Origin of the sequence: Mesorhizobium sp. WSM3873 (assembly GCF_001672445.1) — a bacterium.
GTDB lineage: Bacteria > Pseudomonadota > Alphaproteobacteria > Rhizobiales > Rhizobiaceae > Mesorhizobium.
Genome location: NZ_LYTM01000023.1, coordinates 72,615 through 94,848 on the forward strand (window position 1 = coordinate 72,615; position 22,234 = coordinate 94,848).

Below are 22,234 nucleotides of genomic sequence, written 5' to 3' on the forward strand. Positions count from 1 at the left end.
TTGCGGCGCCAGCTGCGAGTCGCCGGCCGGGAATCGCCATGGAATCGCCGCATGGGAACACTCATCCTGCTGCCGGCGTCGAATTTTCAGCGATTACGGCGCGGGCTTGTTGATTGTGCCGCCGCTTTTCTTTATCCAGCGGCGCGACGGAGAGGTGGCCGAGTGGTCGAAGGCGCTCCCCTGCTAAGGGAGTAGAGGTCAAAAGCTTCTCGTGGGTTCGAATCCCATCCTCTCCGCCATCCTGCTTCGCGCTGCGCGCTTCGCAGGACAAGCCCGACAGTTCGTGCGAAGCAGGATGCGGAGAGGATGCCCTCCGAAGCCTTGGCGAAGGAGGGCCGGTCCGTGTGGTACGTATACCTGATTGCGAGCGAGGCTTTCGTAGGCGAGCGTTATATCGGCATAACATCGGACCTGCGGCGACGAATTGCTGAGCATCACGCAGGAAAGTCCAGTCACACTTCCAAATTTCTGCCGCGGCGAATCGTGACCTACATGGCCTTTCAAGCCGAGCAAAGGCGACTTCGTTCGAGCGCTATCTCAAATCGGGATCCGGGCACGCGTTCGCCAGCAAACGTCTGTGGTAGCGGCTACCCGGCAAAAAAAATACAGCAATAACAAAGCACTGACACCGGTGACAGTCGAGTGAAATCGACGCTGCCGTTCGATTCTGACTGGAGGTCAGAAAATGAACATCAAGAGCCTTCTTCTCGGCTCAGCTGCGGCCCTGATCGCAGTTTCCGGTGCTCGCGCCGCCGACGCGGTGACCGTCGCCGAGCCGGAACCGGCTGAATACGTCAAGATCTGCGACGTATACGGCTCGGGCTACTTCTATATCCCCGGCACTGAGACCTGCCTGCGCATTGGCGGCTATGTCCGTTACGACATTGGCCTCGGCGATGTCGGTTCGTTCGATGGCGCGCGCAGCCTCGACGTGCGGAATGGCGGCGACCAGGGTACCTGGTACAAGAACACCCGCTTTACGCTGAAGACCTGGACTGGCCAGGAGACCGAGCTCGGCACGTTGAAGACTTACACCGAGACGCGCATCAACTTCGGCAATTCCAACGGCTATGGCGATTCGGTCACTGCCGGCGGCCAGCCGATCGGCAATCCCGCCGGTAACAAGGGCATCACGCTGAATTTCGCCTGGATCCAGCTCGGCGGCCTGCGCGTCGGCAAGGACGAATCGGCCTTCAACACGTTCATCGGATACGCCGGCAACGTCATCAACGATACGCTGGTTCCCTATGGCGGCTTCGACACCAACGTCGTCCAGTACTACTTTGACGCCGGCAACGGCTTCTCGGCTGTGGTCTCGCTGGAAGAAGGGGCCGGTTCCGCTGGCGGCCCGGTTGTTGATGGGGTTGGCAATTACCTCTACAATGCCGGTTCGGGCAATGACACCATCGACAGCTATGTTCCGCATGTTGTCGGCGGCGTGAAGTATACCCAGGGCTGGGGCGCCATCACGGGCGTCGTCGCCTATGACAGCGCCTGGGATGAATGGGCAGGCAAGGTCCGCTTGGATGTGAACGCGACCAACGAGCTGTCGCTTTTCCTCATGGCCGGCTACGGGTCGGACGACCACATCGACCGAAACTTCTACAAGCAGTGGGGCGGAAACTGGGCAGTCTGGGGCGGCGGCACCTACAAGTTCAACGAGAAGACCTCGTTCAACCTCCAGGCCTCTGCTGATGACGCCAAGAACTACGGCGTCGCAGCCAACGTCGCCTACGACATTGTGCCTGGCTTCACGGTTACGGCCGAGGTCGATTACTTGCACGATGGCAAATTCGGCGACCTGGACGACCGAAACTGGACCAACGCCAATAAGAAGAACAGCGTCGGCGGTATGCTCCGCTTCCAGCGTTCGTTCTAATCAGCAGCGTCCAACTGAAATCGAAACCCGGCGGGCAACTGCCGGGTTTTTTCTTTTCTGCGGGCAGTTCCTCAAAGCACCATTGCGCAGTGCTGCACTCGATAAGATGGCAGAAATCCGCCGTTCACGCCCCGGCTCCTGGTCTCCGCCGTGCCGCTTCCCTCCTTGCTTCGCCAGAGAACGACGAAACAATGAACGTTCTGCCAATCGCCACACGAGCGATTTTGCGGTGTACCTTCCGGCCAGAATTTTTCTAGTAGGAAACTAAATTACAGGTCAACCTCAGCCAAGTTGCCCAAGGCTTCGATCAGCGGTTGGATCTCGCCTTCATAGTTCCTCCAACGCTTGACGGACGACTTGTAAATCGGCTGGCGAACCTGCCAACGGCTGAAAGTGTTTACCGAGCCGTCCCTGTCAAAAAAGCGCAAGCAGGCGTCGTCCCAAGGCAACCCGAGATAATCTATCAAGCGGCGCGACTGCTCCTCTTGATTTTCAATCAATATCTCATACCGGTTTTCGAAGATGCGGCCCGGAAGAACGTTGTTCCAGTGCCGCATTAGGCGGTCATATTCTCTGTAGTATAGCCCTAGTGTCTCAAGATCTGCGCTGTAGTTATGCGCTTCATTGAACTGCAGCACGAAGCAGGAGATGCAATTGTCGATGGCATCGCGGCGGCAATGAATGATGCGCGCGTTGGGAAACAGGATGCCGATTAGTCCGATCAACTCGAAATTGTGGGGCATCTTGTCGACGATTCGAAGCGCGTCAGGCGCTCGCTCACGTAGATAGGCAAGATGCTCGGATGCCAGCGTCTTGGTCAATTCGGGAGTAATCGTCGCGACCGATTTAGCGACGTTTGCGTCAGGGCCGTCTCTGAGGCCTAGCCCGTTGGCAATTCGTCTGAGCTTGCTGAGTTCGCCGGCGCCATGAACATCAGGATGGCTGGCGCAAATCTGCTCTGTCAGCGTCGTGCCCGAGCGAGGCATGCCGACGATGAACACAGGCACCTCCGAGGGATTGCCATAAGCGGCCATTGAAGCCACCAGTCCGGGTGTGAAGGTCTCGATCACGGCATCGACCCAGCGACGATAGCATGCCAGGTCGAATTTTAGGCCCCTGGCCTGATTCCCTTGCTTGAAGTGGTCCATCGCCTCCTGATAGCGATGGAGATCGTTGAGCACCTTTCCGGCGGCGTGGTGCAGCGCTGCCATTCCCTCCGGCCCATGGCCCGAATCTCGAATCTCCGTGAGGATTGCCGCGAGTTCCGTCGGCTCTTCCGTGAATTTGCGCGTTTGCATAAGCGCGTGATAGGCTCCCGGTACCGCGATGCGCCGTTTTATCGCCTCTTTCAGATGAACTGCGGCTTCCTCCATACGGCCAAGGCTCGCGAGTGCACCCGGCAACCCCAACCGGGCCCCAGGATGATTTCGGTCGAACTCGAGCGCCCTCTCAAAGAGCGGCAGCGCCATCTCTCCCTTGTCGAACGCCTTGTAAGCTTCGCCCAGGGCGCAAAGCGCTTCCACCAGATCCGGTTTCAAGGCCAAGGCCTGCTGAAAGTGCCTGATTGCCGGCGTAAACTCGCTGAGCTTCAGGTAGGTCTCGCCGAGACTAAGGTGGTAGTAAGGATTTCGTGGCTCCTCTCCGACCGCCCGGGCGAAGTACCGCAAAGCCTTCTCGTTGTCGAATCCGATGCCGAGGGTTCCCAGGATGTAAAAAGCCAGCGGATGGTTTGGGGTACGCGCCAGGACACGAAAGCAGAGTTCCTCCGCCTCAGGCAATTGCTCAGCTTTCTGAAACTCGAGCGCCTGCCTCAACAGCATGTCGTCGGCTTGCACGCGAGACGGACCGGACTTCAGCTGTGCCTTGGGTGCTACGGTTTTCGGCGGTGCCGCCTTAGCCGAGGGTTGAGTTTTCAGGTGCTTTGCCCAGGAAGGCGGCAATCGGTTGCTCATCCTGCGTCGCTAGCAAAAGCGGGCGGGAGAATCTAGTCCGGCTATGGTGCGTCTTCGTTGTTTCTCGCGCAGCTTGCACCCACCCCTCGCCCACGCTACCAAGAAGCTCCTCTCAACCGAGCCCTTGCCATGCGCCCGCGCCCTTCCCTTACGCCGATCGTCGGCGCGCTTCCCACCACGGTGCCGTTCGTCGGGCCGGAGGCGCAGGAGCGCGAGCGCGGGCGGCCTTTCCGCGCCCGCATCGGCGCCAATGAGAGCAGCTTTGGGCCCTCGCCGCGCGTGATTGCCCGCATGGAGAGCGTCGCGCGCGACCAGTGGATGTATTGCGACCCCGACAATTTCGAGCTGAAGGTCGCGGCGGCCGCGCATCACAATGTCGGCGTCGAGAACGTGGTGGTCGGCGAAGGCATTGACGGACTGCTCGGCCTTGTCGCGCGCATGTATGTCGCGCCGGGCGACGCGGTGGTGACCTCGCTTGGCGCCTATCCCACCTTCAACTTCCACATCGCCGGCGTCGGCGGCCGGCTGGTGACGGTTCCCTACACCAACGACAAGGAGGACCTCGACGGGCTGGTTGCCGCTGTCGCCAGGGAAAGAGCGCCGCTCGTCTATCTCTCCAATCCGGACAATCCGATGGGAAGCTGGTGGGAAGCGCCGGACGTCGTCGGCTTCATCGAGGCGCTGCCGGAAACCACCATGCTGGTGCTGGACGAGGCCTATGGTGAGCTCGGACCGGCCTCGGCGCTACCGCCGATCGACGTCGCGCGGCCGAACGTCGTGCGCATGCGCACCTTCTCCAAGGCCTACGGGCTTGCCGGCATTCGCTGCGGCTATGCGGTGGCCGAACGGGAAGTGATCCGCGACTTCGAAAAGATCCGCAACCACTACGGCGTCAGCCGCATGGCGCAGATCGCCGGGCTCGAGGCGATGGCCGATCAGGACTATCTGAATTCGGTGGTGGCGCGCGTGGCCGCGGGGCGCCGGCGCATTGCGGCCATCGCCGAGGAGAACGGGCTGAAGCCGCTGCCCTCGGCTACCAATTTCGTCACCATAGACTGCGGCCGCGACGGCGCCTTCGCGCTGACAGTAATGCAGGCGCTGCTCTCGCGCGACGTCTTCATCCGCAAGCCGATGGCGCCGCGGCTCGACCGCTGCATCCGGGTCAGCGTCGGCCTCGACCATGAGCTCGACATCTTCGCCGAGGAATTGCCTGGCGCGCTGGCGGCGGCGCGGGGGAACTAACGGCGATCCACAGCCGTTGCGTTTGCGCGGCGCCGAGCCGGATTCCGTAAGGTTTCGAAGGCGGAGACGAGCATGGTCAAGCAGAAGAGAACCGTTCGGGCGCGCATCTCCGGCAAGGTGCAAGGGGTCAGCTACCGGGTTTGGGCGCGGGACGAAGCCGTGCGCCTCGGACTGACGGGCTGGGTGCGAAACGAGCACGACGGTTCGGTCACGGCGCTCATCGCCGGCGCCGACGCAGCGATCGACTCGATGGTCGATCGGCTGTGGCGGGGGCCTAGGGGCGCGACGGTCATCAGGGTCGAGGTCGAAGAACGCACGGACGACAGTGCACCTATCGACTTCAGGATCATCGCCTAGTCAAGTCCGCCGAAATCAGCTTCCATCCACTGATCGGCAACCCGTCCGACACTGCTTCTGGTGCGACACGCACACGATATATGTGCGTATATTCCGATTCGTTACTTTAGCGCCGCATGATGAACATATTTGCTCCATAGCCGGAAAGGCGGGTGACGGAGATCAGGGGGCTCACCAAACAGTATCAACGGGGATATTCCAATGCCGCAGCACAGTGCCAACGAGCAGTATCTGCTCGAGCTCATCAATGCTGAGCGCGCCAAGGCCGGCGCCCAGCCCCTGGCCTTCGACAACGATCTCAGCGAAGCCGCCGAGGGCCACGACAAGTGGATGCTGGCCACCGACACATTCTCTCACACCGGCTCCGGGGGTTCGTCGCCGACGACGCGCATGACGAATGCCGGTTATACGCTGAGCGGCTCATGGGCCACGGGCGAGAACATCGCCTGGGCAACGACCCGCGCGCCGACCGGCTATGTCGACGAGGTCAAGCTTCTCCACACCAATCTGATGAATTCTCCCGGGCATCGGGCCAACATCCTCAATTCCAACTTCCGTGAAGTTGGGCTCGCCTTCGAGGTCGGCGACTACAAGGGCCGCAGCAGCGCCTTCGTCACGGAGGATTTCGCCAAGAGCGGCACGGATCTCTTCCTCACCGGCGTCGCTTTCGACGACAAGGACGGCGACCGTTTCTACGATCCGGGCGAAGGGCTGGGCACCATCACTGTGACCGCCAGGAACTCAGCCGGCCAGACCTTTAAGACCACGACCTCGGCCGCCGGCGGCTATGATCTAGCGCTGAAGCCCGGCACCTATAACGTCACTTTTTCGGGCGCCAATATCGCCACTTCGACGCAGACGGCGACAATCGGCACCAAGAACGTCAAGCGCGACCTGATCGACCCGGCAATGAAATCGGGCACGCTCGCGGCGACGGCATCGGCAGAAGATTCAGGATCCGATTCAAGCCACGCCCCGGCCGCGCCGACCAGCGGACCGAACACGGGCAACGGCGCCAAAAACTGGCTCGCCGACTTCTTCGGCAAGCATCCTGTTGGCGACCGGGGCACGCCTGGTCTCACCGACTCCACCGACGCGCCCAAGCATGATGCGGTGGCCTTGGACGGCGACCAATTCTTGTTCCGTCACGCCTCGCACGCCAATCCGGACAACGCGCCGGATCCGTCGGACCATGTCCAGCAGGCTGTGGAACGGGCGGCAGCGGGGCTGCACGACCACCTGCCGGCCGACAATCCGGTCTTTGCCGACGCGGCCGATGCGGCGCAGTCCGCGATCACCAAGATCCTGGCGCAGATTGCCGGCCATTCCGATCATCAAACGACGGAACTCGTCGGCTGATCCATTCACCGCGGGCCGCGCCTCGATCGCGGCCCGCCAACCCGCCTCAAGCCGGGCGCGGTTTTTTCGGGGGTAACCATCTGACACGCTCGCCTTTAGCTGACCTGAAACCTTCCGAGCTTCGCAAGGCGCTCGCCTCCTTCCGCGGCCCGTATGCGGCCGTCGCCGGGCTCAGTGGCCTCATCAACGTGCTGATGCTGTCCGGTTCGCTGTTCATGCTGCAGGTCTATGACCGCGTTCTGCCTAGCCGCAGCGTGCCGACGCTGGTGGCGCTGATCATTCTGGTCGCCGTGCTTTATGCCTTCCAGGGCGTCCTCGAAGCGATCCGTGCGCGCGTGCTGACACGCATCGGCGCCGGCATCGACGAGCTCATCGCCGGCCGCGTCTTCAACTGCCTCGTGCGGCTGCCGCTTAGAACGCCTGATCGCGGCGAAGGCCTGCAGGCGCTGCGCGACCTCGACCAGGTCAGCGGCTTCCTTTCCAGCCCCGGCCCGGGTGCGCTGTTCGATCTGCCATGGATGCCGCTCTATGTTGTGATCTGCTTTCTTTTCCATCCGTGGATCGGCGTCGCGGCGCTCATCGGCGCGCTGCTGCTGGTCGCGCTGACGGGGCTCACCGATCGCCTGGTCCGCGCCCCGACCAAGGCAATGTCGGGCTTCGGCACAAGGCGCGGCGCGATCGCGCAGGCGAGCGCCCGCAACGCCGAAGTGCTGGCCGCCATGGGTATGGGCGAGAGGCTGGCCGGGCGCTGGAGCCAAGCAAACAACGCCTTCCGCGAGGCGCAGGCGAAGGCGAGCGACCTGACGAGCGGATTGGGTGCGGCTTCGCGCATCATGCGCATGATGCTGCAGTCGATGGTCCTGGCGCTCGGCGCCTATCTGGTCATTTACCAGCAGGCCACGCCCGGCATCATCATCGCCAGTTCAATCCTGACATCGCGGGCGCTGGCGCCGATCGAGCTCGCCACCGCGTATTGGAAGCACTTCCTCAGCGCGCGCCAGAGCTGGCAGAGGCTGGTCGATCTGTTTGCCGCCTTTCCGGTCGACGATGGCGGCATGGAGCTTCCGGCGCCAAACGCGACACTCGCTGTGGAAACCGTCGGGGTGACGGCGCCTGGTGGACGGCGCATCCTGCTGGAGGATATCGACTTCTCGCTCGGCGCCGGCTCCGGCATGGGCCTGATCGGCCCGAGCGGCTCCGGAAAATCGTCGCTCGTGCGCGCGCTCGTCGGCGTATGGCCCACGATGCGCGGCAAGATCCGTCTCGACGGCGCTGCAATCGAGCAGTGGCCGGCGCAGGCGCTTGGCCGCCATGTCGGCTATCTGCCGCAGGATGTCGAATTGTTCGCCGGTACGGTCGCCCAGAACATCAGCCGCTTCGACGAGAACGCCATGCCGGAGGCGATCATCGAGGCCTCCCAGGCTGCCGGCGTGCACGACATGATCCTGCGCCTGCCCGAAGGCTATCAGACCGAGATCGGCGAGAGCGGCGCGGCACTTTCCGCCGGACAGCGTCAGCGTGTAGGCCTGGCGCGCGCGCTGTTCGGCAATCCGTTCCTCGTCGTGCTCGACGAGCCGAATTCCAACCTCGATGCTGCGGGCGACCAAGCGCTGACGCGTGCCATCGAAGGCATCAAAGCGCGCGGCGGCATCGTCATCGTGGTCGCGCATCGTCCCAGCGCCCTCGCCGCGCTCGACCACTTGCTGGTGCTGAATGGCGGCAGGCAGCAGGCATTCGGGCTGAAGAGCGAGATCGCACGGCAGGCTTTGCAGCCGGTGACGAAACCGCTGCATGCGGTCGGATCGGCGGGCTGAGATGAGGTCGGCAACTCCCGATTTCAAAGCCGATGCGTTGCGCGTGGTGCGCGACATCGCATTGTCCGCCAGGGCGCGCGCGATCGCGCTGCTCGACCGCGGTTCGAAGCCGATCGAAGGTGCTTCGCCCCAGCAGCAGCGCTTGCGTCAGGCCATTCGCAGGAACGTCCGGGCGGGAGCGATCGCAGCGGCGCTGCTTGTCGGCGGGCTCGGCCTTTGGGCGGCATCAAGCAGTCTTGCCGGAGCCGTGGTCGCAGGCGGCCATCTGGTCGTCGGCTCGAACGTGAAGTCCGTCCAGCATCCGCAAGGCGGCGTCGTCGGCGCTCTCAACGTGCAGAACGGCAGCACGGTCGAGGCGGGCGACGTCCTGGTGCGGCTGGACGACACGGTGGCGCGTGCCAATCTCGCCATCGTCGACAACGGTCTCGACGAGCTCTCTGCCCGCCGCGCCCGGCTGATTGCCGAACGCGACGGCGCCCAGGCGGTGCTCTATCCCGAGCAGCTGTCGGGAAACGCGCATGCCCCTCAGATCGGTCATCTCATCGACGGCGAGAACAGGCTGTTCGCGCTGCGGCGGCAGGCGCGCGAGGGCAAGATTTCACAGCTACGCGAGCGCATCGTGCAGTTCCGTCAGGAGATCGCGGGTATCGAGGCCCAGCTTAGGAGCAAGCAGCAGGAGATATCCCTCACCAAGATCGAGCTCGAGGGCATGCGGGACCTCTGGAAAAAGAAGCTGGTGCCGATCTCGCGTCTGGCCGATCGCGAACGCGCCGAGGCAAGGCTCGACGGCGAAAACGGGCAGTTGATCGCCGCCGCCGCGCAGACGCGCGGGCGCATCAGCGAGATGGAACTGGCGATCATCCAGATCGATCAGGACCTGCGCAGCGAAGTGGCGGGCGAACTGAGGGAGATCGACGGCAAGATGAGCGAACTGCGCGAGCGTCAGATCGCGGCCGAGCAAACGCTGAAGCAGATCGATATCCGCGCCCCGCAATCGGGCCGGGTGCATCAGCTGGCCGTGCACACGATCGGCGGCGTGATCGCGCCCGGCGAGGCGATCATGCAGATCGTGCCGAGCGCCGACGCGCTGGTGGTCGAGGCGCGCGTCGCGCCGCAGGACATCGACCAGGTGCGCATCGGACAGAACGCCACGCTTCGCCTTTCGGCCTTCAGCCAGCAGATCACGCCGGAAGTCGAGGGCCAGGTTGACCGTATCTCGCCCGACCTCATCGAAGACCAGAAAGCCGGGGTCGCCTATTACGCGGTGCGCCTCGTGCTGACGCAAAGCAGCCTCAAACAGGCGGGATCGCTGGAACTGAAGCCGGGAATGCCGGCGGAGGTGTTCCTGAGAACCGGCGACCGCACGGTGCTTTCCTATCTGCTTAAGCCCCTGACCGATCAGGCGAGCCGCGCTTTCCGCGGCGACTAAGTCGCTCCGCTCTACAGATCCAGCCGAGGCTTGCGTCAGACCGATTGCAGGCCATTGCCCTTCGGCCTGAACACCATCGCTTGCCCGCTTGAATTAATTGAACGTTCGTTTTATTATCTGCTTCGCAGAGGCAAACATGGCACGCACCACGGGTTCAGATGGCGAAAAAACCGAGGCGGCCGTTCGCGAGGCGGCGGTCGGGCTGATCGCGCGGCTCGGCTATGAGGCGATGTCGATGCGCCAGCTGGCGACCGAAGTCGGCGTGCAGGCCGCCGCGCTCTATCGCTATTTTCCCACCAAGGAGGATCTGCTGTTCACGCTGATGCGCGAGCATATGGAAGGCCTGCTCAAGGCCTGGGATGACGCGCGCCCGGCACCGGCCGATCCGGCAGCGCGGCTCGCCGCCTATGTCGAGAACCACATTGCCTTCCATATCGAGCGGCGCCGCGCCACCCATGTCTCCAACATGGAATTGCGCAGCCTCTCGCATGAGCGGCTGACGCAGATCCTCAAGATGCGCACGGCCTATGAGAAGGAATTGCGCGCGATCCTGCGCGACGGCGCCGACGCCGGCATCTTCGAGATCGACGATGTCGGCCTGACCGCCATGGCGCTGATCCAGATGATGACCGGCGTCATCGTCTGGTTCCGTCCGGGCGAGCGGCTGTCGATCTCTGAAGTCACGGAGACATATCTTTCGATGACAAGGCGGCTCGTCGGCGCGAAGATCGGCGCCGGCAGCGCAACGCGTCCCGTCCGACGCGCAAAGGAGGCCACGGCACTTTGATTTCGCGCATTATCCTTATCGAAGTCGATTTCGGGGTCATGCGCCGGGAGGAACGCCATGTACACGAATACGCTGAACTTCGGGCTTGATGCCGACATTGAGGCGTTGCGCGATACCGTAAGGCGCTTCGCACAAGACAGGATCGCGCCGATCGCGGCCGATATCGACCGCTCCAACGAATTCCCGGCACATCTGTGGGGGGAGCTCGGCGCGCTCGGCCTGCTCGGCATCACCGCCGATGCCGAGTTCGGCGGCAGCGGTATGGGCTATCTCGCGCATGTCGTGGCGATGGAGGAGATTTCCCGCGCATCCGCCTCGGTCGGCCTCTCCTACGGCGCGCATTCCAATCTCTGCGTTAACCAGATCAACCGCTGGGCAACGCCGGCACAGAAGGAGAAATACCTCCCTGCGCTCTGCTCGGGCGAAAAGGTCGGCGCGCTGGCAATGTCGGAGTCCGGATCAGGCTCGGACGTCGTGTCGCTGCGGCTGCGCGCCGAAAAGCGCAACGACCGCTATGTGCTCAACGGTTCGAAAATGTGGATCACCAACGGACCCGATGCCGAGACCTTGGTGGTCTATGCCAAGACCGATCCGGAGCGCAATTCGCGCGGCATCACCGCCTTCATCATCGAAAAAACCTTTGCCGGGTTTTCGGTGGCCCAAAAACTCGACAAGCTCGGCATGCGCGGCTCGAACACCGGCGAGCTCGTCTTCGAGAATGTCGAGGTGCCGTTCGAGAATGTGCTGCATGAGGAAGGGCGCGGCGTCGAGGTGCTGATGTCGGGCCTCGACTATGAGCGCGCCGTGCTCTCCGGCGGGCCGATCGGGCTGATGGCGGCCTGCCTCGACGTGGCGGTGCCTTACGTGCATGAGCGCAAGCAGTTCGGCCAGCCGATCGGCAGTTTTCAGCTGGTGCAGGGCAAGCTTGCCGACATGTATTCGACGATGAACGCGGCGCGCGCCTATGTCTACGCCGTGGCCGGTGCCTGCGACCGCGGCGAGACCACGCGCAAGGACGCCGCCGGCTGCGTGCTCTTCGCGGCCGAAAAGGCGACGCAGATGGCGCTCGATGCCATCCAGCTGCTCGGCGGCAACGGCTATATCAACGATTATCCGACCGGGCGGCTTCTGCGCGACGCCAAGCTCTACGAGATCGGCGCCGGCACCAGCGAGATCCGCCGCTGGCTGATCGGCCGCGAGATCATGGCGGAGGGAGTGTGATGTCTCCCTCCGTCACCTCAGCCGAACGCCTTGGGCAGGTCGTCGGTCGGCTTGGCGACGATCTGATGCTCATCGCGCCACAGAACCTCACGCTGGCGCCGGGACGTGATCGAGCGCACAGGCAAGCCGCCCTCCTCGATCAGCCAGGCGCAATAGCGCGCACGGCTGATGGCTTCCTTGGCGTTCGGGTGGAACCAGCAGACGCCCCAAATCGACTCACGGCGCTTGAAATGCCGCCCAACCCGGCCAGGAATGGGCAAATGCCGATTGAACCAGTCGAACTGATCCTCCAGTTCGCCATGGATCCAGTCCGGGCAGCCATTCCGGTACAAGTACCAGGACGCATGGAAAAAGCCGCTCTCTACCCGGCTCTTCGGATGGATCAGCGGCGTTACAAACCGCACATACATAGTGACACCCACAGCGCTTGCAGGCGCCGTGTTCCTTTTGCTCGAATCCGGGACGTGGAAAGCCGCCCTTCGGCGGCGTCAGGCCATGGCCGAGGGGAGACATTTGGTGAAACGCATATCGATGCCTTTCATCGTCGCCTCCTGAGGTGTCATTCGTACAAAAGATGCCGCGCTGCGCACGCAGCATCCGGGTGCGGGCTGTTACACTGGTTGCGTTGCGGCATCAAGAGGTGTGAGGAATAACGTGGCCACACTCCAAACCCAAATCTCCCCCTCCTCGGAAAGCTTCCGCGCCAATGCCGAGCGCATGCGGGCGCTGGTCGACGATATCGCCGAGAAGGCGGCGGGCATCGAGCGCGGCGGCTCGGACGAGGCGCGCGAGCGCCACCAAAGCCGCGGCAAGCTGCTGCCGCGCGAAAGATTGGCGCAACTGCTCGACACCGGCTCGCCTTTTCTCGAGGTCGGCCAGTTCGCGGCATGGTCGATGTATGGCGAGGATATTCCGTCGGCCGGCATCATCACCGGCATCGGCCGTGTCGAAGGCCGGGAGGTCATGGTCGTCGTCAACGACGCGACGGTGAAAGGCGGCACCTATTATCCGGTGACGGTGAAGAAGCATCTGCGCGCGCAGGAGATCGCGCTGCAGAACAAGCTGCCTTGCGTCTACCTGGTCGACAGCGGCGGCGCCAACCTGCCCAACCAGGACGAGGTCTTCCCCGACCGTGAGCATTTCGGCCGCATCTTCTACAACCAGGCCAACATGTCGGCAGCCGGCATCCCGCAGATCGCTTGCGTCATGGGCTCCTGCACGGCGGGCGGGGCCTATGTGCCGGCGATGTCGGACGAAACGATCATGGTGCGCAACCAGGCGACCATTTTTCTTGGCGGCCCGCCGCTGGTGAAGGCTGCCACCGGCGAGGATGTCAGCGCCGAGGAGCTCGGCGGCGCCGAGGTCCACACCAGGCTTTCCGGCGTCGCCGACCACTATGCCATGGATGACGAGCACGCGCTGGCCATTTGCCGACGCATCGTCAAGAACCTGAATCGGAACAAGGCCGTAAGCCTGAACTTACAGAAACCGGTATCGCCGCTTCACGATCCGCATGAACTCTACGGCATCGTGCCGACGGATTTGCGCCAGCCCTATGACGTTCGCGAGGTGATCGCGCGTCTGGTCGACGGTTCCGAGTTCGACGAGTTCAAGCAGAATTACGGCACCACCTTGGTCACCGGTTTTGCGCATCTGCACGGCATGCCGGTCGGCATCCTCGGCAACAATGGGGTGCTGTTCTCGGAAAGCGCGCTGAAGGGCGCGCATTTCATCGAGCTCTGCTGCCAGCGCGGCATTCCGCTGATCTTCCTGCAGAACATCACCGGCTTCATGGTCGGGCGAAAGTATGAGGCCGGCGGCATCGCCAAGGACGGCGCCAAGCTGGTCACGGCGGTCGCCACGGCACGCGTGCCGAAGCTTACGGTGATCATCGGCGGTTCGTTCGGCGCCGGCAATTACGGCATGTGCGGCCGCGCCTATTCGCCCCGCTTCCTGTGGATGTGGCCGAATGCGCGCATTTCGGTGATGGGCGGCGAGCAGGCGGCGACGGTGCTCGCCATGGTCAAGCGCGAGGGCATCGAGCGCAAGGGCGGTGAGTGGAGCGCCGAGGAGGAAGCGAAATTCAGGAAGCCGATCCTGATGAAATACGAGCATGAGGGTCACCCGCTCTATTCTTCGGCAAGGCTTTGGGACGACGGCATCATCGATCCGGCCAAAACACGCGAGGTGCTGGCGCTCAGCCTCTCGGCGGCGCTCAATACCGGGGTCGAGGAAACGAAGTTCGGCGTGTTCAGGATGTGACGATGAGCGGCGTCAGCGATAGGATCCGCGTGCATACCGGCGACATCACCAGGCTTAAGGTCGATGCCATCGTCAATGCCGCCAATTCCTCGCTGCTCGGCGGCGGTGGTGTCGACGGCGCTATCCACCGCGCCGCCGGGCCGGAGCTGGTCGCCGAATGCCGGACGCTGAACGGCTGCAGGACCGGGGATGCCAAACTGACGAAAGGCTACCGGCTGCCGGCGCGCTATGTCATTCACACCGTCGGCCCGGTCTGGCACGGCGGCGGCGAGAGCGAGGCGGAGTTGCTCGCCTCCTGCTATCGGCGCTCGCTGGAGATTGCCACCGGTAAGGACTGTCGAACGATAGCATTTCCGGCGATCTCGACCGGCATCTACGGCTATCCGAAAGATCAGGCTACCGAAATAGCCGTCGGCACGGTTGCTGTTTTTCTAGGCGAAAACGCCATCCCCGAGACCGTAACTTTCTGCTGCTTCGACGATCTGACTGCCAAACTATACAGCTCAACCGTTGCTGCGATTGGGGGAGCCTGAACTTTATGACAAAGACGTTCCACCCGTTCACGAGATCGAGATTCTTGAGTGACCATCTAGCGGCGCCGGCAAATATTCGATATTGCTCATCCTGCATTGTCTTATGGGGATGGGGTAAAAATGACACGAGAATATCTGCGGAAAGCATCCGCGTCGATACTTGCAGGAATGCTTATATTCGCCTCGTGCGGCGCTGTCGTCGCCGGGTCGCTGGCTGGAAGCGAGGGGGACAAGCGCTTTCCACCTTACATCCCACGCAATCCCAAGGATCCGTGCAACAGGGCATACAAGGCCTATTTGGCGGCGAGCGGCCATTCAGCCTACGCGACCACGCCTTATGCCCGGATCATGTCGTCTTACATCATCTGTGGTGGACACCTGAATGCGCCGTCCCAAAAAGTTGCGGAAGAGCTGGCGATGAAATCCTGCCTGGCCACGCGCGCGCACTACAAGGTGACTACGGGCGGCGCCTGCGAGATCGCCGCATCGAAGTAGGCCCGCGCCTGCCGAATTGGCGCTGCCCGTCGCAAACTCGGGAGGCTCCATGTTCGGCAAGATCCTGATCGCCAATCGCGGCGAGATCGCTTGCCGCGTCATCCGCACCGCGCGCAAGCTCGGCGTGCGAACAGTCGCCGTCTATTCGGATGCCGACGCGCGAGCGCTGCATGTCGAGATGGCCGACGAGGCGGTGCATATCGGCCCCTCGCCGGTCGGTGACAGCTATCTGCGCGGCGACAGGATCATTGCCGCGGCGCTTGCCACAGGCGCCGAGGCTATCCACCCCGGCTACGGCTTCCTTTCGGAGAACCCCGACTTCGTCGACCAGGTGACGGCGGCGGGCCTCATCTTCATCGGCCCGTCCGCCGCCTCGATCCGCGCCATGGGGCTGAAGGACGCCGCCAAGCGGTTGATGGAAAAGGCCGGCGTTCCGGTGGTGCCCGGCTATCACGGCGAAGCGCAGGAGATTGTGCTGCTTGCCACAAAAGCGCGCGAGATCGGCTACCCGGTGCTGATCAAGGCGCGCGCCGGCGGCGGCGGCAAGGGCATGCGGCGCGTCGACCATCCGGACGACTTCTCCGAGGCGCTGTCCGGAGCCCGGCGCGAGGCCAAGGCTGCCTTCGGCGACGACCGCGTTCTGGTCGAAAAATATGTCGACAAGCCGCGCCACATCGAAGTCCAGGTGTTCGGTGACAATTTCGGCAATGTCGTGCATCTTTTCGAGCGCGACTGCTCGGCGCAGCGCCGCCACCAGAAGGTGATCGAGGAGGCGCCCGCCCCCGGCATGACGCCGGCGCTGCGCAAGGCGATGACGGAAGCGGCGGTGAAGGCCGCCAAGGCAATCAGCTATTCGGGCGCCGGCACGATCGAGTTCATCGTCGATGCTTCCGAGGCCCTCAAAGCCGACCGCTTCTGGTTCATGGAGATGAACACACGGCTGCAGGTCGAGCATCCCGTCACCGAGATGGTCACCGGCGTCGATCTGGTCGAATGGCAGCTTCGTGTCGCCGCCGGCGAAAAACTGCCGAAGGCGCAGAACGAGATCGCCCTTGCCGGACATGCTTTCGAGGCGCGCATCTACGCCGAGGACGCGGCCAAGGGATTCCTGCCGGCGACGGGCACGCTTTATCATCTCAAATTCCCCGACACGCCGCCGGAGGATGCCGCCATGCGCATCGAGACCGGCGTGCGGTCCGGCGATGCGATCTCGCCCTTCTACGATCCGATGATCGCCAAGCTGGTGGTGCACGCTAGGGACAGAACCACCGCGCTTGGCGCGCTGCGCAAGGCGCTGGCCCGAACCGAAGTTGCCGGCTCGACGGTCAACACCGCCTTCCTTGCAGCACTCGCCGCCGACGCCGATTTCGCGGCGGGCGATATCGACACCGGCCTGATCGGCCGGCATCAGGATGCTCTCGTCGCTGTTCCCGCGCCAAGCGATGAAGCGATCGCCGCGGCGGCGCTGGCAGCGACCGACGCAAGCACGGCGGGTCCGGCCGCCGATCCGTGGTCCTCGCTCGCCGGCTATGCGCATTTCCATACGCTGGCGCGCCGCACCCGGTTGCGTTACGGCGAGGAGAACATCCTGGCCCGGGTATCGGCGCGGCCTGACGGCCGCTTCCAGGTGGCGCTGGAGGCGCCGCATGACGCGCTCAACGCGCACGACCTCAGGAGCATGCCGCGCAGCGCGCGCTGGCCGGGCCATGTCACGGTGTTCGAAGGAGCGGTCGGATATACATTCACGGTGCCGGATCCGCTGGCCAAGGCGGATGAGGCCGCGGCCGCGTCGGACAGCCTGCGCGCGCCGATGCCGGGATTGGTCAAGCTGGTGCGCGCGGCAGCGGGCGATACCGTTATCAAGGGCCAGCCGCTCCTAATCCTCGAAGCGATGAAGATGGAGCACACGATCGCCGCACCCCATGATGGGGTGATTGCCGAGATCGCGGCCGAAGGCGCGCAAGTGAGCGACGGCACGGTGCTGGTGCGGTTCGAGGACGCACGGGGCTGAGCTGCCGGTCGCCTTGGATCGGCAACGGGACAAACTGGCTGGGGCAGCAGGACTCCAGGGGGGCGCCGTAGAGCGCCGAACTGGCCTCCAAATCAGTGCCAAGGCACATACGAAAACGGCCGGGACAAATCCCGGCCATTTCCAATCGATCTGCAGAACGAATTACGGCTTGATCGGCGCGTATTTGCCGTCGTGCCACTGGTTGATGTCGTAGCTGGCGTTCTTCAGGTCGCCCTTCTCGTCGAAGATCACGTCGCCGACCACGGTGCTGATCGGCTTGCCGTCCTTCAGCGCCTCGGCGACCTTGGCCGGGTCGTCGGTGCCGGCGCGCTTGACGCCTTCGGCCACCGCCTGGATCACTGCATAGGAGAACAGCGTGAAACCTTCCGGTGTGAAGCCGCCTTGCTTGATCTTGGCCACGGCCTCCTTCGCTTCCGGCTTCGACTGCGGATCCGAGGGGAAGACGAACATCGTGCCTTCACCGGCCGGGCCGGCGATCTGCCAGAATTCCGGCGAGGCGATCGAGTCCGGCATGATCAGCTGGAACTTGACGTTCTGCTCCGCTGCCTGGCGCAGGATCAAGCCGGCCTCCGGATGGTAGCCGCCGAAATAGACGACGTCGGCCTTGAGCTCTTTCAGCTTGGTGACCAAAGCCGAATAGTCCTTCTCGCCGGCATTGATGCCTTCATAGTCGACCTCCTTGAGGCCGCCGGCATTCATGGTCGTCTTGACAGCATCGGCAACGCCCTGACCGTAGGCGCTCTTGTCGTGCAGGACGACGACGTTCTTGCCGGCATATTTCTTGGCGATCCATGGACCGATGAAAGCGCCCTGCGCATCGTCACGAGTGTAGAGGCGCATGATCGTCGGCCAGCCGGCCTTGGCCGCGGCGTCGGTCAGTTCCGGATTAGACGAGGCCGGGCTCATCATCAGGGTGCCGGCTTCGGCATAGACGGCGGAAGCGGGAATGCTCGAGCCCGAGCAGGCATGGCCGTCGACGAATTTGACGCCGTTGGCAACGATGCGATTGGCGACCGACACCGCCTGCTTCGGATCGCATTGGTCGTCCTGGATGTCGATCTTGATCTTGTTGCCATTGACACCTCCGGCGGCATTGATGGCATCCGCCGCGGCCTGCGCGCCCTGCTTGAACTGGTCGCCGATGTTGGCGAGCTGCCCGGTCATCGGGCCGACCACCGAAATCGTGATGTCGTCGGCGAAGGCAACCGATGCGCTCATCGTCAGGCCCAATGCGGCCGCGCTCAAAATACCCAATCTTTTCATGACAATAGAACTCCTCCACTTGCGCGCGGCCGTTCCGGCCACGCTTCTTCCAGAGAGCCGGGACAATTTCACCCTTCGCCGGAACTGTCGAGAGCACAATGTATCGGGATTTGGTTCATTCCGACGGGGAGTTCTTGGGCCAAGCCGCCGTTCCCATACAGGCGGTGACTGCGCAAATGCAAAAGCCGCGCCGGCCTTGTCCCGGCCGGTCACGGCTTTTGCAGTCGAGCTTCCCGGCACCCCGCGCGCCTGAACCCGCTCGCTTCCCTGTGTTGTCGCACGGCTTGAGTTCGTTGACCTGCCGCGTTCTTGGTCTGGTTAACCGGCCGTCTTTTTGCGGCCTTGTCCCTTAAGAGCTTCCGGGCTTTACCCCGCAAAATCAGTGCATCGTCATCCATTCGCGCGCTTCGCGCAGCGCCTTGGCGATCTCGGCCTTCGACATCGATGCCGACAATTCCGAGCGCAGCTCGGCGGCGCGGAGCGAGCCCTTGATCGCGGCGATGTTGAACCATTTGTGGGCGGCAATGACGTCGGTCTCGCAATCGCGGCCGGTCGCATACATCATGCCCAGTTCGAAAAGAATGTCGGCCTGGGCAGTTGCCCCCATGGCGCCGAAGCCGGCTTCAAGCATTTCAAAGCGTGCCATTTCAATCCCCTGTCTGCTCCCGAGAGCTGCCTCCTTCTGTCCCTGGAATTCCCCTGGGCGGGCCGCTCTTTCGATGCTTTCGAGGATGACGGCTCGCCTTGAATCCGTCGTTAAATGGCTTGCTTAATTTGAAGAAAACAAAGCTAAAACAATAGGTAAACGCGAAGAACTGTTAAGCATAGGAATCCAGCAATTCAGCCGATCTGCGCCAAATTCGTCGAAAATTTGGGGCGCGGGAATCAAGACTTCGCTAACCACGGAAACCGAAGCCTTTTTTCGCCATCCGTTCATTTCCAACGACCGACGCGGCCAAAATCCTTGCAAGCTTCCGTCGCGGCACCGCTTTCGTTTTGGCGATGGCTGGATTAGCTTTACGTTTGCGTAAGGGACAGAAAGGCGGAACGAGGCCCGCCGGAACCCTAAAAGGGAGGACAAGCATGTTTCGAAAAGTCAGCCTGGCCCTGGCGGCCACCTTGATGATGGCAGGCGCCGCGTCGGCCGACCCTATCGAGGGCAATTGGAAGACGCAGGCCGGATCGACAGCGGCGATCGCCGGCGGCGGAGCGTTTTCCATCACGCTCAAGTCCGGCAAATATGCCGGCAAGACGATCGGCTCCTTCAAGGCGGCCGGCGACAACAAGTACACCGGCACCATAACAGACCCGGAAACCGACAAGACCTATTCCGGCAAGGCGACGCTTTCCGGCACCTCGCTAAAGATGAGCGGCTGCGTTCTGGGCGGACTGATCTGCAAGACCCAGACCTGGCACAAGCTCTGACAGTCGAACGGATGACGATGCAAAAACGGGGCCCGGCGCCCCGTTTTCTTTTTGAGCGCCGTTTCTGAGCGCAACGCTGGACAAGGCATTTCGCAGGCCTTGGCCGGGTCATGACCCCATCAGCCAATTTGAACCGCAGATGAATACCGGTCTCAGAACCGGTTCAGAGGCGCTCGGGCATTCTCCTCGCATTGAAGGAGAGTCCAATGCTTGTCCGCCGCTTCACCATCGTCTGCCTGCTGATGAGCCTGTTCGGCATGTTCTTCGCCATCCTCGTGGCCGAAGCCGGCCGTCCGGCGCGCTCACCGCGAATGGCCGATACCTGCCGGCTGGACTGCATGAACCATTTCGGCCGCTGAAACGACCAATACTCGAAACCGGAACGACCACCATGAACCGCATCGCTGCCTCCACCCTCAAAGCTCTTCGGCTCCTGCCGCGGGCGATGCTCATCCTGATGGTGCTTGCCGCTCCTGTGCTGGCGGTGCCGATGATGCGCGCCGACGCCGGTTCGGTCATCGAGGCGCCGGCGCCGAAGAAGGCAGGCATCGGCTTCGTGCTGCTGGTCAGCCTGCAGCGTGGCTGACACGGCCAGAGAAAAATACTCCGCAAGGCGGGCTTCGCGCCCGCCTCCCCCTCCCAAGCGCTCTTCCAAATCCCTATATTGGGCCATGGAAAAGCGAATCTACCCCCAAGCCATCGAATCGGTCGTCATGCCGGAGCCTTTCGGCAGGCAGAGTTTTGACGACGCCAAGAAGGCGGTCGCGGCGCTGGAGGCGCTCTACGACCGCAACACCAAATTCCTGCGCGATTCCTTCGCCAAGCTCGCCGCCGGCGGCGACGAGAGCAGGCGCTACCGGGCCTTTTATCCGCAGATCGGCGTCACCACCACCTCGTTCACGCAGATCGACTCGCGCCAAGCCTACGGCCATATGCCGACGCCCGGGCATTTTGCCACCACCATCACCCAGCCAAAGCTGTTCGAGAACTATCTCGTCGAGCAGCTTCGGCTCATCATGCGCAATCACGGCGTCCAGGTCACGGTGTCGGAATCGACGACGCCGATCCCGCTGCATTTCGCCTTCCTGGAGGGCACCTATGTCGACGGCACGGCTGCCGAGCGCATCAGGCGACCGATCCGCGACCTGTTCGACGTGCCGGATCTCGACGGCACCGACGACCAGATCGCCAACGGCACATTCGAGGTGGCGTTCGGCGAGCCGAGGCCGCTGGCGCCGTTCACGGCCCAGCGCATCGACTATTCGCTGCACCGCATGACGCACTACACGGCTACCAGCCCGCAGCATTTCCAGAATTTCGTGCTGTTCACCAATTACCAGTTCTACATCGACGAGTTCGTGGCGCGGGCCCGCGAGCTGATGGAGAGCGGCGGCGGCGGTTACAGCGAATTCGTCGAGCCGGGCAACCTCGTGACTAAGGCCGGGGCCGGCGCGGCGAGCGAAGGCACCCCGCCACAGCGCCTGCCGCAAATGCCGGCCTACCATCTGAAGAAGTCGGGCCATGGCGGCATCACCATGGTCAACATCGGCGTCGGCCCGTCCAACGCCAAGACCATCACCGACCATATCGCGGTGCTTCGGCCACATGCCTGGGTGATGCTCGGCCACTGCGCCGGCCTGCGCAACACGCAGGCACTGGGCGACTATGTGCTGGCCCATGCTTATGTGCGCGAGGATCATGTGCTCGACGACGACCTGCCGGTCTGGGTGCCCATCCCGCCGCTGGCCGAGATCCAGGTAGCGCTGCAGGAAGCGGTCGCCGAGGTAACGGGACTTTCCGGCTACGATCTCAAGCGCATCATGCGCACCGGCACCGTCGCCACCATCGACAACCGCAACTGGGAACTGCGCGACCAGCGCGGACCGGTGCAGCGCCTTTCGCAGTCGCGCGCCATCGCGCTCGACATGGAATCGGCGACGATCGCCGCCAACGGCTTCCGCTTCCGCGTGCCCTACGGCACGCTGCTGTGCGTCTCCGACAAGCCTTTGCATGGCGAACTGAAACTGCCCGGCATGGCGACGGAATTCTACAAGCGGCAGGTGGCGCAGCACCTCACCATCGGCATCAGGGCGATGGAGAAGCTGGCCGAAATGCCGATGGAGCGGCTGCATTCGCGCAAGTTGAGAAGCTTCTCCGAGACTGCTTTCCAGTAGCCGAGGCAAC

20 protein-coding genes, 1 tRNA gene and 1 pseudogene are annotated in these 22,234 nt (G+C 63.0%); 18 read left to right on the plus strand and 4 right to left on the minus strand.

Annotation, left to right across the window (positions count from 1 at the left end; genetic code table 11):
* The first annotated feature begins 148 nt into the window (after positions 1-148).
* The 3 genes and pseudogenes from A9K71_RS16125 to A9K71_RS16130 all read left to right on the plus strand — a co-directional run bounded on the left by A9K71_RS16125 (position 149) and on the right by A9K71_RS16130 (position 1,879).
* Positions 149-239, plus strand: a tRNA-Ser gene (locus A9K71_RS16125).
* A 103-nt stretch (positions 240-342) separates the two neighbouring features.
* Positions 343-584 (plus strand): annotated as a pseudogene (locus tag A9K71_RS30500) (GIY-YIG nuclease family protein).
* 101 nt (positions 585-685) lie between these two features.
* Positions 686-1,879, plus strand: a complete 1,194-nt coding sequence (locus A9K71_RS16130) for a porin (protein WP_066997501.1) — start codon at positions 686-688, stop codon at positions 1,877-1,879.
* A gap of 269 nt (positions 1,880-2,148) precedes the next feature.
* On the opposite strand, the gene A9K71_RS16135 is transcribed toward A9K71_RS16130, so the two are convergent.
* Positions 2,149-3,831 carry a sulfotransferase gene (locus tag A9K71_RS16135; RefSeq protein ID WP_066997504.1) on the minus strand — a complete coding sequence of 561 codons (1,683 nt, stop codon included), beginning with the start codon at positions 3,829-3,831 and terminating at the stop codon, positions 2,149-2,151.
* A gap of 129 nt (positions 3,832-3,960) precedes the next feature.
* Between A9K71_RS16135 and A9K71_RS16140 the strand changes: the two genes are divergently transcribed.
* The 7 genes from A9K71_RS16140 to A9K71_RS16170 all read left to right on the plus strand — a co-directional run bounded on the left by A9K71_RS16140 (position 3,961) and on the right by A9K71_RS16170 (position 12,040).
* The gene (locus tag A9K71_RS16140; protein ID WP_066997507.1) at positions 3,961-5,073 is read left to right on the plus strand and encodes a pyridoxal phosphate-dependent aminotransferase; all 1,113 of its coding nucleotides are present in this window, start codon (positions 3,961-3,963) and stop codon (positions 5,071-5,073) included.
* Between the two features lie 72 nt (positions 5,074-5,145).
* Complete coding sequence (locus A9K71_RS16145; protein WP_066997510.1) at positions 5,146-5,430, plus strand: acylphosphatase; 285 nt, start codon at positions 5,146-5,148, stop codon at positions 5,428-5,430.
* A 201-nt stretch (positions 5,431-5,631) separates the two neighbouring features.
* A complete protein-coding gene (locus A9K71_RS16150) occupies positions 5,632-6,789 on the plus strand; it encodes a CAP domain-containing protein (RefSeq protein WP_066997511.1) in 1,158 nt (385 codons plus the stop codon).
* A gap of 104 nt (positions 6,790-6,893) precedes the next feature.
* Complete coding sequence (locus A9K71_RS16155; protein ID WP_280940558.1) at positions 6,894-8,603, plus strand: type I secretion system permease/ATPase; 1,710 nt, start codon at positions 6,894-6,896, stop codon at positions 8,601-8,603.
* 1 nt (position 8,604) lies between these two features.
* The gene (locus tag A9K71_RS16160) at positions 8,605-10,032 is read left to right on the plus strand and encodes an HlyD family type I secretion periplasmic adaptor subunit (protein WP_156752692.1); all 1,428 of its coding nucleotides are present in this window, start codon (positions 8,605-8,607) and stop codon (positions 10,030-10,032) included.
* A gap of 136 nt (positions 10,033-10,168) precedes the next feature.
* Positions 10,169-10,819 carry a TetR/AcrR family transcriptional regulator gene (locus tag A9K71_RS16165; RefSeq protein ID WP_066997517.1) on the plus strand — a complete coding sequence of 217 codons (651 nt, stop codon included), beginning with the start codon at positions 10,169-10,171 and terminating at the stop codon, positions 10,817-10,819.
* Positions 10,820-10,876: 57 nt separating this feature from the next.
* Positions 10,877-12,040, plus strand: a complete 1,164-nt coding sequence (locus tag A9K71_RS16170) for an isovaleryl-CoA dehydrogenase (RefSeq protein WP_066997520.1) — start codon at positions 10,877-10,879, stop codon at positions 12,038-12,040.
* 17 nt (positions 12,041-12,057) lie between these two features.
* On the opposite strand, the gene A9K71_RS16175 is transcribed toward A9K71_RS16170, so the two are convergent.
* Positions 12,058-12,450 (minus strand): hypothetical protein, encoded by a 393-nt coding sequence (locus A9K71_RS16175; RefSeq protein WP_066997523.1) that lies wholly within the window; start codon positions 12,448-12,450, stop codon positions 12,058-12,060.
* A 244-nt stretch (positions 12,451-12,694) separates the two neighbouring features.
* Between A9K71_RS16175 and A9K71_RS16180 the strand changes: the two genes are divergently transcribed.
* The 4 genes from A9K71_RS16180 (at position 12,695) to A9K71_RS16195 (ending at position 17,341) form a co-directional block, all read left to right on the plus strand.
* Positions 12,695-14,302 carry a carboxyl transferase domain-containing protein gene (locus tag A9K71_RS16180; RefSeq protein ID WP_066997526.1) on the plus strand — a complete coding sequence of 536 codons (1,608 nt, stop codon included), beginning with the start codon at positions 12,695-12,697 and terminating at the stop codon, positions 14,300-14,302.
* Positions 14,303-14,304: 2 nt separating this feature from the next.
* Positions 14,305-14,835 (plus strand): O-acetyl-ADP-ribose deacetylase, encoded by a 531-nt coding sequence (locus A9K71_RS16185; RefSeq protein ID WP_066997529.1) that lies wholly within the window; start codon positions 14,305-14,307, stop codon positions 14,833-14,835.
* 120 nt (positions 14,836-14,955) lie between these two features.
* Positions 14,956-15,330, plus strand: coding sequence for a hypothetical protein (locus A9K71_RS16190; protein ID WP_066997532.1), 375 nt, complete (start codon positions 14,956-14,958; stop codon positions 15,328-15,330).
* Between the two features lie 49 nt (positions 15,331-15,379).
* On the plus strand, positions 15,380-17,341 hold the full coding sequence (locus A9K71_RS16195; RefSeq protein ID WP_066997535.1) for an acetyl/propionyl/methylcrotonyl-CoA carboxylase subunit alpha: 1,962 nt from the start codon (positions 15,380-15,382) through the stop codon (positions 17,339-17,341).
* Positions 17,342-17,503: 162 nt separating this feature from the next.
* On the opposite strand, the gene A9K71_RS16200 is transcribed toward A9K71_RS16195, so the two are convergent.
* Both A9K71_RS16200 and A9K71_RS16205 read right to left on the minus strand, forming a co-directional pair.
* Positions 17,504-18,625: an ABC transporter substrate-binding protein gene (locus A9K71_RS16200; RefSeq protein WP_066997541.1), complete on the minus strand. Its 1,122-nt coding sequence runs from the start codon at positions 18,623-18,625 to the stop codon at positions 17,504-17,506.
* A gap of 379 nt (positions 18,626-19,004) precedes the next feature.
* Entirely contained in the window at positions 19,005-19,271 is a 267-nt protein-coding gene (locus A9K71_RS16205; protein ID WP_066997543.1) for a sel1 repeat family protein, read from the minus strand.
* Between the two features lie 437 nt (positions 19,272-19,708).
* On the opposite strand from A9K71_RS16205, the gene A9K71_RS16210 reads away from it, so the two are divergent.
* From A9K71_RS16210 to A9K71_RS16220, 4 genes are all read left to right on the plus strand, one after another.
* Positions 19,709-20,050 (plus strand): DUF2147 domain-containing protein, encoded by a 342-nt coding sequence (locus tag A9K71_RS16210; RefSeq protein WP_066997546.1) that lies wholly within the window; start codon positions 19,709-19,711, stop codon positions 20,048-20,050.
* Between the two features lie 206 nt (positions 20,051-20,256).
* Positions 20,257-20,409 (plus strand): hypothetical protein, encoded by a 153-nt coding sequence (locus tag A9K71_RS32085; RefSeq protein ID WP_164747131.1) that lies wholly within the window; start codon positions 20,257-20,259, stop codon positions 20,407-20,409.
* 32 nt (positions 20,410-20,441) lie between these two features.
* The gene (locus A9K71_RS16215; protein ID WP_066997549.1) at positions 20,442-20,636 is read left to right on the plus strand and encodes a hypothetical protein; all 195 of its coding nucleotides are present in this window, start codon (positions 20,442-20,444) and stop codon (positions 20,634-20,636) included.
* Positions 20,637-20,763: 127 nt separating this feature from the next.
* Positions 20,764-22,224: an AMP nucleosidase gene (locus A9K71_RS16220; RefSeq protein WP_245299647.1), complete on the plus strand. Its 1,461-nt coding sequence runs from the start codon at positions 20,764-20,766 to the stop codon at positions 22,222-22,224.
* The last annotated feature ends 10 nt before the right edge of the window (positions 22,225-22,234 follow it).